Below are 15567 nucleotides of genomic sequence, written 5' to 3' on the forward strand. Positions count from 1 at the left end.
GCATGGCACAGGAAGGGCCGTCCGATCACACCCCTGCCGGATCGGTGACGGAGCCGAGCCTTCTCGAACCGGGCCCGAAGCGGGCCCGAAGCGGACCCGAAGCGGACCCGAAGCGGACCCGAAGTGGACCCGACGTGGAACCGAAGCGGACTGCGAGCGGGAAGGGTCAGCGGCCGGTGCTGTGCCCGACGAGCGCCTCGGTGACCACCCGGACGCTGCGCGCGATGTGCTGGAGCTGCAGCACCTCCGCCGCGTACAGCTTGATGGTGTGCTCGATGACCGACTCCGGCAGTCCCAGCAGGGGGAGTTCGGCCCGTGCGGTCTGCAGCGCCGTGCGGGCCACCCGGATCTCGTGCTGGACCTGGATCTGCGCGTGCCGCGCGAGCAGCACGGGGTGCCGGATCAGCGCCGGGTAGCTGGCGTAGCGGGCCGGCACCAGCTCTCGCAGCCATTTGGTGGCGGAGCGTTCCCAGCCGTAACTGCCCGGCGTCTTGACCTGGCAGGGCCAGTCGGCAGTGATGCGGGTGGTCGTCGTCAGGGTCATGATCATCGCTTCCGGGGTGCGGCGTCGGGAAGGGTGGTCGACGGATGTCTGGGCGGCTCCGGCCTAGGGGATGGCCGGAGCCGCCGCGGGCGAATCGCGCAGGCGATGCCCGTTCGAACACCCCGGGCGCCGACGCGGGTAGGAGACGGCGGCAAGGGGCGTCCGTGCAGGGACCCCGGGCGTCGGCCGCCGGCACTGCGGGTTCAGCTGCGCGCGCATGGGCGGTCCGTCGGCTTTCTCGGGGCGGTGGGGAGCGGTGCGTCCTCGGAGCGGAACGTGCCCGGAGGGTGCCGGGGTGATCCGTGAGCAGTATTTATATATGCCGACCGGTTTTCAAGACGTATGAAAACATTCATGCGTGAATTGCGGTGAATGATCCCCCTACGGGATTCCCCCGGGCGGAAAGCGGGAGCGGAAATCGGGGAGGCGGGAAGAGGGCGGCGGACGGCGGGTGCGCCGGGCGCCGGGTTCAGTCCTTCAGGAAGAACTGGTGCTGCTCGGCGACGTGCTCGTACTCCTCCAGGCGCGCCTGGGTGCGCTCGGGGTCGGCATCGGTCATGGCCTGGAGCAGGGCCGCGGCCATCAGACCCGGCGCCGCGTAGGTGTCGAAGACCAGGCGGGACCCGATGCCGGTGCTGAAGGTGACGTCGGCCTCGTCGGCCAGCGCGCCGAGCGCCAGATCGGTGACCAGGGCGACCCGCAGACCCGCGGTGCGCGCCACCTGGATCGCGGTCAGCGTCTCCTGCGCGTGCCGAGGCATCCCGAACGCCAGCACCCAGGTGCCGCCCGCCTCCCGCGACTGCAGCAGCGCGTCGTAGGCCACGCTGCCGCCCCTGGTCACCAGCCGCACATCGGGATGGATACGGCGGGCCGCGTAGGCGAAGTACTCCGCCAGCGAGACGGAGATGCGCAGGCCGAGCACGGTCAGCGGGGACGACTGGGACAGCTCCCGGCCGATCCAGATCACCCGGTCCGGGTCGGCGAAGTCCCGGCGCAGGTTCTCCAGGTTCTCGATCTCGGCGTCCACGGCCGCCTGGAGTTCGTTGCTGCGGTGCTCGGTGGCGGCTCCGGTGCCGCCCGCCAGGGTGCGCAGCGCGATCGACTGGAGCCGCTCGCGCAGCGCCGGGTACCCGCTGAAGCCGACCGCGCCCGCGAACCGGGTCACCGACGGCTGGCTGACCCCGACCCGCTCGGCGAGGTCGGTGATCGACAGGAAGGCGGCCTCGGTGATGTGGTCGATCAGGTACTGGGCGATGCGCCGCTGGCCGGGGGAGAGCCGGGGGCCGTCGAAGAGTTCGCGGAGCTGGGAGGTGGGCGCGGCCTCCGCCTCCGGCACCGTTTTGCCCGAGGTGATCGCGGATGCCTGAGCGCGAGCCTGCTGCGGCGATGGCACCGAAGCGCCTCCTTTGTCTCCCACGAGGACTCAACATAGCTCACGGACCGTGGTGACCAGGGGTTGTGCCGACCGTCCGACCGCCTCGGCGGCCGAACGCACAACGTGCGGGGCGGGTACCGGGGTTCCTGCGGTCACCGCCGGTAGACGGTGATCGAATGCCCGACGTCGTCGACGGCGCGGCTGGTGTCGATCAGCGACGCCAGCCGGCCCCGTGCCTTGGCGGCCGACGAGTCCGAGACGACCAGCAGCCCGTGCACCTCACGGGCGGGCACCGTGCGGGGATCGGTGGCGTCGATGCCGTAGTACGCGGGCAGGCCGCTGCCCTTGTAGACCAGCCAGACCCGCTCGCCCGGGTAGCGCTCGCGCAGCCGGTCGGCGAGCCGGCCCAGGTCCTGGCCCCAGTCCACGTTGGAGTCGTGCAGCCGCAGATGCGTCTTCGCCGGACCGCCGAACGCCTCGTTGGAGTACGGCAGATAGAACGGGAACGCGCGCAGCGAACTCACCGCCACGAACAGCAGCAGCGCCCCGCACGCCGGCCGCGACCACCGCCACCGCACCGCCAGTACCGCGGCCCCGCCCACCGCCAGGAACATCGGCATGAACAGCGCGTAGCGCGTCCCGAAGTCCCGCGACCCGCTCATCGCCGAGGCCAGCAGCACGGCCGGCGGCAGCAGCAGGTACGGCGCGGCCGGCCGCAGCCGTCGTACCGCCGCCACCGCGACCGCACCGGCCGCCCACAGCGCCAGCATGCCCAGCGGGGTCTTCACCAGCAGGGCGGCCGGCAGGTAGTACCAGCGGGAGCCGGTGTAGAGGTGCCCGAACAGATAGCCCTGCCAGGGGTAGTCCTCCATGCCGAACTGCAGGCGCATGCCGTCCCGGTAGGCGTGCGGGAAGGGCATCAGATCCACCAGCAGACCGCGCGGCCCGTGGATCGCCGGGACCGGCACCGCGGACACGGAACGCAGCCGTGGATCGACGGCCAGACAGGAGAGCCACACGACGGCGACCGCCGTCACCGCGACCACCGCCGCTGCCGTGAGCGCGCGCCGCACCCGGCCCGGGCGCGCGCCCCACACCGACAGCACCGCCAGTGCGGGCAGCACCGGGAGCGCGGGCAGCGCGCTCATCTTCGTCGCGACCGCCGCCCCCAACGCGGCCCCGGCCAGGGGCAGGTACAGCCGGGCGCGGCACCGCGCCCGCCACAGCAGCCAGACGGACGTCAGCACGAATCCGGCCGACGGCACGTCCAGCGTGGCCAGCGAGCCGTGCGCGATCAGGTCGGGGGAGAAGCAGTACAGGGCGAGCGCCGCCGACCCGGCGGCCGTGCCGAGGACCTCCCGGGCGAAGGCGAACACCACCAGCGCGAACAGCAGCGTCAGCGCGATCACCGGCAGCCGGGCCCAGAGCATCAGCCGCCAGGGGTCGTTGCCCGAGGCGTACAGCAGATGCCGGCCCACCTGCCCCTGGTCGCCCTGGTACGACGGATCGTAGTGCGGGTCGGCGACCGCGATCCCGGCCATGACGATCAGTTTGCCGAGCGGCGGGTGCTCCGGGTTGTAGCGCAGCCGGTGCTCGTGGAGGTAGTCGGTGGCCGTGGCCACGTACACCGGCTCGTCGATGGTGGGCGTCTGCTGGACGGCGGTGGTCACCATCGCGGCCGTCATCTGGGTGAGCAGCAGCACCACGAGGACGGGCACCAGCCACCGGCGCCGGGCCCGCAGCGCGGCGGTCAGCCGGGCCGCGGGAGCCGGCCTCGGGCCGGGTGCGGGACCGCGTGTTCCGCCGAGGCCGCCGGGATCGAGGACCGACTGCTGTTCGCTCGCCATCATCCGCCCCGCGGGGACACCGGGCCCGCGGTGACGGGAGCGCTCAGGAGCAGGATCACGGGCCCCACTCTCGCATCGCTCCCGCCACCGGGTGCGTCACCGCTTCACGAGTCGTACCGACAGACCGTCTGCCGTGTACACGGGTACGGCCCGCAGCCGGTCGGAGTTCACCTCGACGCGGTCGAACTGTCCGCGCAGTCGCGGCGCGTCGAGCACCGGGAGGGTACGGCCGGCGGCCGGCGGGTGGTCGCCGCCGAGGCTCAGGGACAGCGTGCTGCCCTTGCCGAGCACGGCCAGGTGCTTCACCCGCAGCGGCGCCCCGCGGCCCCGGCCGAGGCTCATCTCCAGGGTGCCCGCGTCCTGGGTGTAGGTGCCCCGCACGAACAGTTCCGCCGTCACCCGCAGGGTGCCGCCGGTGATCCGGACGTCGCCGCGGCCCAGCGCCTCGGCCGAGGCGGCGACCAGGGTGCCCCCGGCCACCGCGGTGCCGCCGCGGTAGTCGTTGTCGCCGGTCAGCGTCAGCGTGCCGGTGCCCTTCTTGGTCAGGCCGCCGCGGCCGTCGATGTCGTTGCGCCAGCTGTCGGCCGCCGAGAAGCCTCCGGCCGTCGCGTCCAGGGTGACCGTGACGTCCGAGTCGAAGGCGCCGTAGCCGTCCGCCGCGGCGAACAGGTTGAGGCGGCCCCACTGCTCGTCGCCGTCCAGCAGCGCGTAGCCGGCGGGCAGGCCGGTGGTGCGCAGCACTTCGCGGCGCTGGCCGGCGGTGAGGTAGGGCTGGCGGGTCTCCAGGAGTACCTCGGCGCCCTTCGGCACGGTGAGCGGCAGGTCGCCGCCCTGCCGCCGCAGGACGTACGTCAGCCTCGGGGTGGCCGCGCGCTCGTTGGCCGCGCGGTCGGCGTACGGGTCCGTGGCGGTGCCGGCCGAGTGGGCGTAGGCGTACAGGGTGCCGGTGCCGCCGCCGGTCCGCTCCTCGAAGTAGGCCAGGGCCTGGGCGCGGGCGGCCGCCTTGAGGGCCGCGTTGGCCGGGTCGGCGAGGGTGGCGGCGGCCAGGGCGGTGGCCATGATGCGGCCGCCGATCACGTCGACCGTGCTGTGCATGCCGGCGACGATGCGGGTGTCGCTCAGTTCCAGGGCGCGGGCGGCCAGCTCCTGGAAGCGCTCCGGCACCGCGTAGGCGTAGGCGAGGGCCGCCAGGTGGAAGGCGTTGGTGTGACCGGAGGGGAAGCCGCCGTCGTCGGCCGGGGAGGTGCTGCGCTGGCGCAGCAGCTGCGGGGCCACGGTCACCTCGGAGTCGTAGACCGGGAAGCCGTAGGCGTCGGTCCTGCCGGTGTCGACGACCTCGCTGTCCTCGTTCATGCGCCACGGCCGCGGGTACTGGTAGGCGTACTTGGAGGGATTGCCGGAGGCGTAGGGGCCACGCACGGTGTCCACCAGCTCGGCGACCTTGCCGAGCGCCGAGTCGTGCGAGCCGGCCCCGAGCGCCGAGCCCGCCGGGGCGCCGGCCGGGACGGCGTCGTTGACCGTGGTCGCGGGTGTCCCGTCGGGGGCGCCGGTGATCGAGGTGACCGCGAGCGAGCCGGCCTTGTACAGGTCCGCCAGCGGGCCCAGCCCGGCGATCATCGCGTAGCTCTGGTGCTGGCGGTCGTAGACGAACGCCTTCTTCGCCTCGGCGTCGGAACGCCGGGCGGTGACCCTGGCGCAGTAACGCATGTTGTCGCGCAGGACGTCGGCGCGCAGCACGGTACCGGTGTTCCAGGCGGAACCGGTCTTCCAGATCCGCGCGAAGCCGCCGAGGACGCGGACCACCGCGTTGGTGCCGGCCGTCGGATTGGTGCTGATGTTCGTCCTGTAGTCGTCGACGAACGCGAGGGCGGTTTCGGCCTTGGCGTCCGCGGCGGCGAGCCACCCGGCGAACGTCGGGGCCGCCAGCACACCGGCCGACGCGCCGAGCGAGGTCCTGAGGAAACCCCGGCGGCCGACGGGGAGTCCGCGGGCCGGAGAAGCGGAGTGGTGCCCGGCAGATGACGGCATGGGTGGGCCTCTCTCGAGTTCTGCGGGGAGTTCACGCGGCAGGCCGGTGCTCCGGACGCGCGTGAGGGTGTTGGATCGCGTGCGGAAGATGTCGAACGAGGGCATTTCTAGGCCGAGTTGATGCTCCGGGAGTCGTCCTCCGGCGACCGCCGCGTGACCCGGAGTTGAACGGCGGCCCGGTGGTTCACCGGCACAACCCCACCGGACCTGCGTGTTCGCGGCGTCCAGCGCCCCGTGGTCCACAGCTGCGGGACCGAACGGGCCATGGACAGGTTCCTCACAGAATCGAACGCGCCAGCGCCACCGCTCCGTGGACCGGAGGGAGACGCAACGGGCGCGGCCGGGCACCCGGCAGGGCCTGCGCCAGCGCGGTGGTGAAGGCGTCGTACAGGCGTGGCTGGGAGAGGATCGTGCCGCCGGCGACCACCACGTCGTCCACGGCCAGGCCGCGGGCGGCGAGCCTCAGTACCAGGCCGGCCAGGGCCCGGCCGCCGCCGGCGATCACCTCGGCGGCGAGCGCGGAGCCCGCGTCGGCGGCCGCGAAGAGCACCGGGGCGTGCCGGCCCCACTCCGCCGAGATGTCGCGGGCGCCCTCCAGCGCGGCGCCGAGCCCGGGTACCTCGGCCACGCCGAAGGCGGCCGTCAGTGCGGCCGCGAGGGCGTCGGGTGTCTCGCCGCGGTCGTGTGCGGCCCAGACGGCACGAGCGGCCTCGCGGACCAGCCCGGCGGCGCCGCCCTCGTCGCCGAGGACCGCGCCCCAGCCGCCGACCTGCACGGGACTGCCGTCGGCGTGCCGTCCGACGGCCACCGAACCGGTGCCCGCGACCAGCCCCACGCCCCTGTCCAGGCCCGCGGCCGGGACGAGGAGTTCGGCGTCGCCCACGACGCGGACGGGAATCCGGTGGCAGTCGCGCAGCGCGGCGGCGATCCCGGCGCACTGGCGGGGAGTCTCACAGGCGTGCCCGCCGACGGCCAGGGCGGCGGAGCGGGCGCCGGCCGGCAGGGCCTCGTGGACCAGCGCGGTCAGCCAGCGGGCGGCGGCGGCCGGGTCGTGCGGCCGCCAGCCGCTGCTCGGACGGACATGATCGGCGACCGTCTCCGCGCCGGTGAGAGCGAGGAGATGAGTCTTGGTGCCCCCGACGTCGATGCCGATCACGAGGGGGGAAGAGGGAGCGTCCTGCACGGATCCTCTTTCGTCGTCCGGGCGAGGAGCACCGAAGGAGCAGGTGCTCGGGGCCTGACCGCGGCGGTGGGCGAACCGTGCCTGGCCGAACAGGAGTCGGGTGATTCGGGAAGCCCCGGGACGGGCTTCTTGCGGAGCACGGCAGGCGAGTACCGTGTACTTCGTTAGGAAGTTAACTAACGAAGTACAGTGCGTCAAGAGTCGTCACGCAGTCGATCGACGGGACTCCGCCGCAGGGCGGAACCGCGTGGCGCGAGGGCATCGCATCGCCGCGTCCCGCCATCCGGGGAGCGCGGCCCCGACCCATGGGGGAACTGTGGAACACGTCGTGACTGAAGCCCCCCGCCTCACCGAGAGCGCCGGTGCGGTGTTCGCCGTGCTGGCCCAGGCCGGCAGCGCCACCCGGCCGCAGCTCGCGAGCCTCGCGGGCCTGTCCAAACCGACGGTCTCCGCCGCCGTGGCGGAGCTGGAGATGGCCGGCCTGGCCACCCACTCCGGCACCGCTTCCAGCGGCACCGGCCGCTCCGCCGCCGTGTACGGGCTCGGGCCCGCCGCCGGAACCGTCCTCGCCGTCGACCTCGGCCCGGCCCGCACCCGGGTGCGCTGCTGCGCCCTGGACGGCACCCTGCTCGCGGAGGCGGCCACCCCGCGGGCCCGGGCCGTCGACGCGGTCCGCGAGGCGCTGGCGGCGCTGGCCGACGGCGCCCCGCTCAGGGCCATCGTGGTCGCCGTCGGTGACGTCACCGCACCCGACCGCACGGGCACCGGCATGCGTCCGGCCACCGCCAAGGCCGGGCCGGTCTTCGACGCCGTCTCCGTCGCGCTGCCGCCGGGGGTCCCCGTCCATCTGGAGAACAACGTCAACTGCGCCGCGCTCGCCGAACTCCACGAGGGTGCCGCCCGGGGCCGCGGCACCTTCGGCTATCTGCGGATCGGCGTCGGTGTCGGTCTCGGCATCGTCATCGCCGGCCAGGTGCTGCGCGGGGCGAACGGGGCGGCCGGTGAGCTGGCCCGGCTGCCGTACCCCTGGGACGACGACCGGGAGCCCCGCCACGAGGCCCTGGAGGCCTATGTCGGTTCGCAGGCCCTGCTGGGCCGGGCCGCACAGGCCTGGCGGGCCGGTGACGGCCCGCGGCCGCGGACCGTCGAGCGGCTCTTCGCGCTGGCCGCCGAGGGCCGGGAACCCGCCCGCGGCCTGGTCGCCCGGCACGCCGCCGACGTGGGCCGGCTGGCCGCCGCCGTGACCGCCGTGCTGGACCCGGGACTGATCGTGCTGGGCGGCAGCACCGGCGCCGATCCGCAGCTCCTGCCCGGGGTCAGGGCCGAGCTGGGCCGCCTGAGCTGGCCCACCGAGGTGGTCAGCAGCCAGATCGGCGATCTCGGTACCGTCGTGGGCGCGGCCCGGCTCGCGGTGGCCAAGGGAGTCCAAAACGTGACCGAAGGCGCGCAGGCGAAGGATTGACGGCTTCCAAGTCGGTCTGCCAATGTCCGGACAAGCGCTTTCTAAGTCGGCCGGGACGCCGGCTTGGGGTGAGCCTCCCAGCCCGTACACGACGTACGGCAATCGCACGAGGGCGTGCCCGTGCGGTGACGGCCAGGACGGCCGGGGACCTCGCCCCGCGCGGACGATGCGGCCGGGCGAGGCCGCGCCCCCGGAAAGCGGCCTTTCCTTCACGATGCACCCGTGCCGCCTCGTCGGCGCCGTGCTGCGTCCCTACGACGAAATGGGATCGAAGATGACCACTGTGGGTGTGCGGCGCTCCCGCCGACTCGGCCGCGGCGGTGTGCGCCGCCTGGTTCCCCTCGCTGCCGTGGCCACGGCAGGTGCCCTGCTGCTCTCCGCCTGCGGGTCGGGATCCGGCTCGGGCGGGACCTCCAAGTCGCTGACGTTCTGGATCTCCACGGTTCCGGGGCAGGACGCGGGCTGGAAGAAGCTGGTGGCGCAGTACAAGAAGGAAGCCGGCGTCGACGTCAAGCTCGTCAACATCCCCTACGACGGGTACCCGACGAAGCTGCACAACGCCGCTCAGGCGAACTCCCTGCCCGATGTGGCGGACGTGCCCGCGCTGGACCCGGTCTGGTCGGACAAGCTGATCGACCTCAGCTCCATCGCCGACGACAAGAGCTACCACATCAACGCCAACTTCCTCGCCAAGGACTCGTCCGGGAAGGTGCTGTCCATCCCCTCGGACGTCACCGCGTCCGGCCTGTTCATCAACGAGACGCTGTTCAAGAAGGCGGGCGTCGCCGTCCCGGACTCGCCCTCGAAGACCTGGACCTGGACCGAGTTCATCGCGGCGGCGAACAAGGTCCGGGAGAAGACCGGCGTCAAGTACTCCCTGACGTTCGACCAGTCGCCGTCCCGGCTTCGCGCCATGGTGTACGAGATGGGCGGGAAGTACGTCCACGCGGACTCCTCCGGCACGTTCTCGGTGGACGACGCGACCAAGAAGGCCGTGAAGTACTTCGTCGGACTCAACGACGACAAGACCATGCCGAAGTCGGTGTGGACCAGCGGTGCCGACCCGTCGGCCATGTTCCAGAGCGGTGACGTGGTCGCCTACTGGTCCGGCGTCTGGCAGGTCGCCTCCTTCGCGGACAGCATCAAGAAGTTCGACTGGGCGAGCGTCCCGACTCCCGCCCAGCCGGTGCAGGCCAGTGACGTCAACAGCGGCGGCATGATGGTGGGCTTCAACAACAACGGCGCCGCGGCCACCGCCGCGAAGAAGTTCATGTCCTGGGTGTACGAGCCGAAGCACTACACCGAGCTGGTCGAGACCTCCGGGTTCCTCCCGGTCGAGAGCGGTCTGAGCCCGAAGTACCCCTTCACCTCCGACGCGGCGCAGGCGGCGTTCAAGCTCTACAACGAGGAGATCCCGCTCTACGACCCCGTCTCGGGCTACTTCAACGGCGCGCAGACGAACTGGGTGCTGAAGGGCAAGAGCCTCGCCGAGGATCCGACCAAGACGGAACTCGGCAAGGCGATCAACGGCCAGCAGTCGGTCGACAAGGCCCTGGAGAACATCGTGGCCGGCTACAACCAGCAGGTCGGCGGCGGATCGTAGGCCACCGGGCCGGGCGGCGGGCTCCCCACGCCGCCGCCCGGCCCCGGGCGCCCACGTGATGCCGGGCTCAGGGCGTGAGCCCACAGCAACCCATTCCACCAGCACGGAGTCAGCAAGATGACAGAACGCGCCTCGGACGTGTCCGTGAGCCCACCCAGGCGACGCAGCACCTGCACCGTCGCGCCGCTCGTCCTCATCGCGGCCAACGTCGTGCTCTTCGCACTGTTCTTCGTGTGGCCGGCCGTGATCGGGCTCGTCTACTCCTTCACGAACTACACAGGCGTGGGGGCGTTCCGGTTCATCGGACTGGACAACTACCAGAACCTGTTCGGGGACTCCACCTTCTACGACGCGCTGTTGCGGACGCTGCTGTACACCGTGCTCGTCGTTCCGCTGAACTTCGTGCTCTCGCTGCTCATCGCCAACCTGGTGGTGAGCAAGCAGGCCAAGGGCGCGTCGGCCGCCCGTGTCGTCTTCTTCGTCCCGTGGCTCATCTCGCCCATCGTCGTCGGTGTCCTGTGGCGGTGGCTGTTCGGTGAGAACTTCGGACTGATCAACTACGTCGTCGAGAAGCTCGGCGGGCACGCGATCGCCTGGCAGTCGAACGCCGACCTGTCGCTGGGCGTGGTCGTGATGGCGGGCGCCTGGTGGGGGACCGCCTTCTCGATGCTGCTGTTCATCGCGGCGATCAAGAACGTGCCCGTCTCGTACTACGAGGCGGCCTCGCTGGACGGCGCGGGCCCCTGGCGCCAGTTCACCAGCATCACACTGCCGAGCATCGCACCGACGTCGTTCATCGTCGTCCTGCTCAACACGATCAACGCGATGAAGGAATACCCGCTGTTCGTCTCGCTCAACAACGGCGGCCCGGGCACGTCGAACAACCTGCTCGTCCAGTACATCTACCAGACCGGCTTCAACCGGGGCCAGATCGGCTACGCGAGCGCCGCGTCGTTCGTGCTCATGCTCATCCTGATGGCCGTCGCGATCATCCAGCTGATCGCCAACCGGCGGATGGAGAACCGATGACCACCACAGACACCCCGCGTCCGGTCGACGCCTCCTCCGTGCCGACCCGTTCCGGAAGGCGGCCCCGCGGCGGGCGCGACGGCGGGCTCCGGCGCGCGGTCCCCGCGACGACACTGCTGTGGATCCTGGCCGCCCTCTACGGGCTGCCGGTGCTGTGGTTCGTCCTCAGCTCCTTCAAGCCGGCCGGAGACCTGTTCTCGCTGCCGCTGACGGTACTTCCGCACCACCCCACCCTGTCCGGTTACAAGGCCGCGTGGGACAGCGCCAACTTCTCCCGGTACTTCGTCAACACGGCCATCGTGTGCGTGATCACGACGATCCTCACGGTGGGGGTCAGCTGCTGCACCGGGTACGCGCTGGCCAAGTACGACAACCGATGGCTCAAGTTCTTCTTCGTCTGCATCCTGGCCACCACGATGCTGCCGTCCGAGGTCATGCTCGCCCCGGAGTTCCTGGTCGTACGCGACCTCGGCCTCTACAACTCGTTCGGCGGGATCATCCTCCCGGCCGTGCTCACCGCCACCGGATGCTTCATGTTCCGCCAGTTCTTCCTGACGGTCCCCGACGAACTCGTCGAGGCCGCGCGCATCGACGGCGCGCGTGAGCTGTCGATCTTCCTGAGGATCATGGTGCCGATCTCCCGGCCCATCATGCTGACCCTGGCCATCCTGTCCTTCCAGTGGCGGTGGAACGACTACATCTGGCCGCTGCTGATGCTCAACGACCCCGACAAGTTCACCGTGCAGATCGGCATCCAGAGCCTCGTCGGCGCGCAGAACATCAACTGGTCGGTGCTGCTCGGCGGATCGGTCATCTCCATGATCCCGCTGATCCTCGTCTTCCTGGTCTTCCAGCGTTACGTCATGAGCGCCGACATCAACGCCGGACTGAAGGACTGACCGTGCCCGTCCCGCTCGACCACGAGTTCGTCCGCGCGGTGGCCGCCGCCGCCGACCTGGCGGCCGTCCCGCTGGCAGCCGGTGCCGAGGAGAAGCCCGTCGGTGTGACCCACCGCGCGCTGGCCCGCCGGGTGAAGACCCTGGTCGCGGCGTACCGGTCCCCGCAGTCGGCACTGCACGGCAGCGGGCAGGCCCTCACCGCGGCGATGAATCACCTCGGCGCCCTCCGGACCGCGCAGACCGCCACCGGCCTCTTCGCCGGCGGCGACAACGTGCAGTCACCGCCGGACTCCGCCTTCACCGTCAACGACGTGTGCGACGCGCACGTCCTCGCCGCGGGCGCGGGGCCGGCCCTGCGCGGGGTCGCCGCAGCCCTCGCCGAGATCGCCGGAGCGGCCTCCGAAGGCCTCCGGACAGGCGGAGTGCACACGCCGAACCACCGCTGGGAACTGTGCGCGGCGCTGGCCCGGCTGCACCGGTCGTTCCCGGACGGCCGGCTGCTCGACCGTGTCGAAGCATGGCTCGCCGAGGGCGTCGACATCGACGCGGAGGGCCTGTACTCGGAGCGGAGCGCCACCTACGCGGCCCACGTGTCCAACCCGTCGCTGCTGCTGCTGGCCGACGTCCTCGGCCGGACCGACCTGTGGGACGCCGTCGAGCGCAACCTCACCACGACCCTCGACCTCATCAGGCCGGACGGCACGGTGGAGACCGTGCACTCGCGGCGGCAGGACCAGAACGGGCCGTTCCCGCTGGCGCCCTACCTGCCGCACTACCGGCTGCTCGCGATCCGCACCGGCCGCGGCGACTTCGGCCGGGCGGCACGCCGGGCGGCGGCCGGCGGCATCGGCGACCCCGGGCTGCTCGCCGAGACCGTCCTCACCCCCGACCTGTGCCGCGTGCTGCCGGCGCCGGCGCCGGAACCCGTTGCCCGTGACCGGTACATCGGCACGGCGCGCCTCGCCTCACGTACCTCCGCCACCGCGCACACCGTCCTGTACGGCGGCTCGGACGTGCCCGGGCAGCGGCGCATCCGCTCCGGCCTCGCCTGCAATCCGACCTTCCTGCGGCTGTTCGCCGGCGCCGCCGTCCTCGACGCGGTCCGTCTCTCACGGGGATTCTTCGACCTCGGCCCGTTCCGCGCCGCCCACATGCGACAGCTCGCCGACAACCGGTACCGGCTCACCGAAACCCTCACGGCCGCGTACTACCAGCCGCTCCCGCCGGACAGCCGACGGCACGACGGCGCCTACGGCATGGCGGACGAGGGACGCTTCTCGGCCGCGATGGACTTCCAGGACCGGCCTCGAAACGAGATCTCCCAGACGACCCGCATCGAGGCGGATCTGCGGGAGGACGGTGCCGACCTGCGGATCGGCATCAGCGGACCACGGGTGCCCTGGGCCCTCGAACTGACCTTCCGGCCGGGGGGCGTGCCGGAGGGCGCCGCACCGACCGGTGACGGACGCTGGTGCCTGACCACCGGCCCGATGACCTACCGGGCCGGCGACGACGAGATCCGGGTCGAGGTCGACGTCGAGGCGGGCGAACCACTCGCCGGGCCGGACCGGAGCGACGTACTGCGGTACCACCCCGGGCAGGACTACACCGTGGCGGGCGGCACCGACGCGACCACCGGGAACCGCGTCCACATCGGTGGACACGGTCCCCACACCCTGACCGTGGCACTGCGCGCCCGCCGTCCCTCGCCCGTCGTCCGCCCCTGACACACCACACCTTGGCCACCTCCGGCATGAAGGGCTGATCCACCCATGCACCTGCCGCGCCAGCTCGGCCCGCTGCACGACCTGCCGTCCACCCCCGAGGCGTACGACGCGGTCCTCGCCGACGTCGTGGAGCAGGCCCTGGCCCGCCTCACCCCCGAGGGCAGTCTCGAACACCCCGACGCCGACGACGACATCGGTGACACCTCGCTCGGTGTCACCTCGCTGCTGGCCCTCGCCTGGCAGCGATCCAAGGACCCGCGGCTGCCGCGGGCCGTGCGCCGCAGCCTCGCCTTCCATCTGCGCGAGCGCGTCTACACCGAGGACAACCCCGGGTACCCGAACCTCACGGTCCGCGACTCCGGCCTCCCGTACGCACGTTACGTCCTGGCGGCGGGCGCGCATCCGATCGGCGACTGGCCCAGCACGGTGTGGGCGCTGCTCCAGGCCGTCAACGTCCTCGATCTCGCGGACGGCCTGGTCGACGACGAACAGCGCCTGGAACTGGTCGAACTGAGCCACGGCTACTGGCGCTGGCTCACCGAGGCCACCTTCTTCAACCCGCAGGAGGCGGGCAACCAGGCGATCGGCTGCGTGGTCGGCGGACTGATGCTCGCCCGCCGTCTTCCCGCCGGCGACGGTGAGCGGGTCCACCGGCGGGCACTGGCCCTGTACACCGACCGGATCCGCGCCCACCGCGTCCTGGACCGGGGCGCCCTGCTGCCCCCCGAGCACGGCGGCGCCTACGACAACAACTACGGCCCGATCTCCCTGTCCTTCCTCGCCCAGGCGCACCGGATCAGCGGCGAGGAGATGTTCGCCGAGGACGGCGAGGCGCTCGCCCGCTACCTCGACGCCCGCCTGCCGGGCGGCGGCTTCGACAACGGCGGGCCCCGCTACAGCGAACAGCACTCCGGCTTCGAGTCCGTCCTCGGACTGCGCTACTTCGGCGCCCGCATCGGTGCCGACCTGGGCCGCTACCGGGGCGACACGCGCTGGGGCCGGCACGCGGTGAAGGCGGACGGCGGCGTCGACGGGCACTTCGCCTGGATGCTGGTCTGGCAGATCCAGGACACCACCCCCTGGCACCGCACCCCCTCGACCGTCCCGGCCCGTCACCAACTGCGCGCGGGCACGGTCTCGGTGGCCTTCGACCACCGGATGACCCCGGCGCTGATCGAGGCGGCCGGCACCTACCACCTCCCGGCCGCGGTGAACCGGCAGCACGGCTTCGGCCCGGTCCTGGACGGCTTCCTGTACTGCCGGCCGATGGGCGAGGTCCGGGTCCGCGACCTGCACGCCGACGGCCTGACCGCCAAGCTGGTCGGCAAGCCGGTCGTGGGCCGCGACCACGTCCTGCGCCACGTCCGCTCGCTCCACGTCACGGACGGCACCCGCCTGTGGGTGACGGTGGCCGTGGAGCGGCTCGCCGGGTCGCCGTACCTGCTGGCCGGGCTGCCGTACGCGGCGGACGACGGCGACCGGGTGCGCCGCGTCGCCGGGAGCGAGATCGCCGCCGCGGGCACGCTGCGCCTCACCCACCCCGCGCGGCAGGACGCCGACCACTTCGACGCGCGGGCCGAACTCACCCAGGAACAGGCCGCGTTCGCACTCGCCGCCGACCCGCGCGGCTACGGCAACCCGGACGAGGGCTGGCGCCACCTGGTCGCCTCCACCGCCTACGAGGCCGGACCGGCGCCGGACGCACCACCGCACCTGCACGTGTTCGCCGTACGGTACGGGCCCGGCGGGGCGTTCACGCCGTCCTTCGAAGGCGACCTGACCGTGCACACCGAGGCGTTCACGGCCGTCATCGGGACCGACGACGCGCACGGTGATCCCGGGCTGGCCCTCACCGGTCGCTGAGGACCGC

At 72.2% G+C, this 15567-nt stretch carries 11 protein-coding genes; 6 read left to right on the top strand and 5 right to left on the bottom strand.

What is annotated here, in order from left to right; translation table 11 throughout:
* Positions 1-166 precede the first annotated feature (166 nt).
* From ACFXI4_RS09275 to ACFXI4_RS09295, 5 genes are all read right to left on the bottom strand, one after another.
* On the bottom strand, positions 167-550 hold the full coding sequence (locus tag ACFXI4_RS09275; protein ID WP_384989078.1) for a hypothetical protein: 384 nt from the start codon (positions 548-550) through the stop codon (positions 167-169).
* A gap of 463 nt (positions 551-1013) precedes the next feature.
* Positions 1014-1937 carry a MurR/RpiR family transcriptional regulator gene (locus ACFXI4_RS09280; protein WP_360478692.1) on the bottom strand — a complete coding sequence of 308 codons (924 nt, stop codon included), beginning with the start codon at positions 1935-1937 and terminating at the stop codon, positions 1014-1016.
* A 134-nt stretch (positions 1938-2071) separates the two neighbouring features.
* On the bottom strand, positions 2072-3769 hold the full coding sequence (locus ACFXI4_RS09285) for a phospholipid carrier-dependent glycosyltransferase (RefSeq protein WP_384989079.1): 1698 nt from the start codon (positions 3767-3769) through the stop codon (positions 2072-2074).
* A gap of 93 nt (positions 3770-3862) precedes the next feature.
* Positions 3863-5794, bottom strand: a complete 1932-nt coding sequence (locus ACFXI4_RS09290; RefSeq protein WP_384989080.1) for a phosphatase PAP2 family protein — start codon at positions 5792-5794, stop codon at positions 3863-3865.
* Positions 5795-6071: 277 nt separating this feature from the next.
* Complete coding sequence (locus tag ACFXI4_RS09295) at positions 6072-6977, bottom strand: N-acetylglucosamine kinase (protein WP_384989081.1); 906 nt, start codon at positions 6975-6977, stop codon at positions 6072-6074.
* Positions 6978-7305: 328 nt separating this feature from the next.
* Here ACFXI4_RS09295 and ACFXI4_RS09300 point away from each other — a divergent pair, with 328 nt between their 5' ends.
* The 6 genes from ACFXI4_RS09300 to ACFXI4_RS09325 all read left to right on the top strand — a co-directional run bounded on the left by ACFXI4_RS09300 (position 7306) and on the right by ACFXI4_RS09325 (position 15560).
* The gene (locus ACFXI4_RS09300; RefSeq protein ID WP_384989082.1) at positions 7306-8439 is read left to right on the top strand and encodes an ROK family protein; all 1134 of its coding nucleotides are present in this window, start codon (positions 7306-7308) and stop codon (positions 8437-8439) included.
* A gap of 274 nt (positions 8440-8713) precedes the next feature.
* A complete protein-coding gene (locus tag ACFXI4_RS09305) occupies positions 8714-10042 on the top strand; it encodes an ABC transporter substrate-binding protein (RefSeq protein ID WP_384989083.1) in 1329 nt (442 codons plus the stop codon).
* Positions 10043-10159: 117 nt separating this feature from the next.
* Positions 10160-11071 (top strand): carbohydrate ABC transporter permease, encoded by a 912-nt coding sequence (locus ACFXI4_RS09310; RefSeq protein ID WP_384989084.1) that lies wholly within the window; start codon positions 10160-10162, stop codon positions 11069-11071.
* Positions 11068-11970, top strand: coding sequence for a carbohydrate ABC transporter permease (locus tag ACFXI4_RS09315; RefSeq protein ID WP_384989085.1), 903 nt, complete (start codon positions 11068-11070; stop codon positions 11968-11970). The genes ACFXI4_RS09310 and ACFXI4_RS09315 overlap by 4 nt, the downstream gene beginning before the upstream one ends.
* A 2-nt stretch (positions 11971-11972) precedes the next feature.
* Positions 11973-13697, top strand: a complete 1725-nt coding sequence (locus ACFXI4_RS09320) for a hypothetical protein (RefSeq protein ID WP_384989086.1) — start codon at positions 11973-11975, stop codon at positions 13695-13697.
* 45 nt (positions 13698-13742) lie between these two features.
* Entirely contained in the window at positions 13743-15560 is a 1818-nt protein-coding gene (locus tag ACFXI4_RS09325; protein ID WP_384989087.1) for a hypothetical protein, read from the top strand.
* The last annotated feature ends 7 nt before the right edge of the window (positions 15561-15567 follow it).

Source organism: Streptomyces sp. NPDC059224 (assembly GCF_042754285.1).
GTDB lineage: Bacteria > Actinomycetota > Actinomycetes > Streptomycetales > Streptomycetaceae > Streptomyces.

What these genes read in the sequence shown, in the direction of transcription:
- ACFXI4_RS09275 (WP_384989078.1), bottom strand. Translation starts at nt 550, where the DNA reads ATGATCATGACCCTGACGACGACCACCCGCATCACTGCCGACTGGCCC.
- ACFXI4_RS09285 (WP_384989079.1), bottom strand. Translation starts at nt 3,769, where the DNA reads ATGATGGCGAGCGAACAGCAGTCGGTCCTCGATCCCGGCGGCCTCGGC.
- ACFXI4_RS09290 (WP_384989080.1), bottom strand. Translation starts at nt 5,794, where the DNA reads ATGCCGTCATCTGCCGGGCACCACTCCGCTTCTCCGGCCCGCGGACTC.
- ACFXI4_RS09305 (WP_384989083.1), top strand. Translation starts at nt 8,714, where the DNA reads ATGACCACTGTGGGTGTGCGGCGCTCCCGCCGACTCGGCCGCGGCGGT.
- ACFXI4_RS09310 (WP_384989084.1), top strand. Translation starts at nt 10,160, where the DNA reads ATGACAGAACGCGCCTCGGACGTGTCCGTGAGCCCACCCAGGCGACGC.
- ACFXI4_RS09315 (WP_384989085.1), top strand. Translation starts at nt 11,068, where the DNA reads ATGACCACCACAGACACCCCGCGTCCGGTCGACGCCTCCTCCGTGCCG.
- ACFXI4_RS09325 (WP_384989087.1), top strand. Translation starts at nt 13,743, where the DNA reads ATGCACCTGCCGCGCCAGCTCGGCCCGCTGCACGACCTGCCGTCCACC.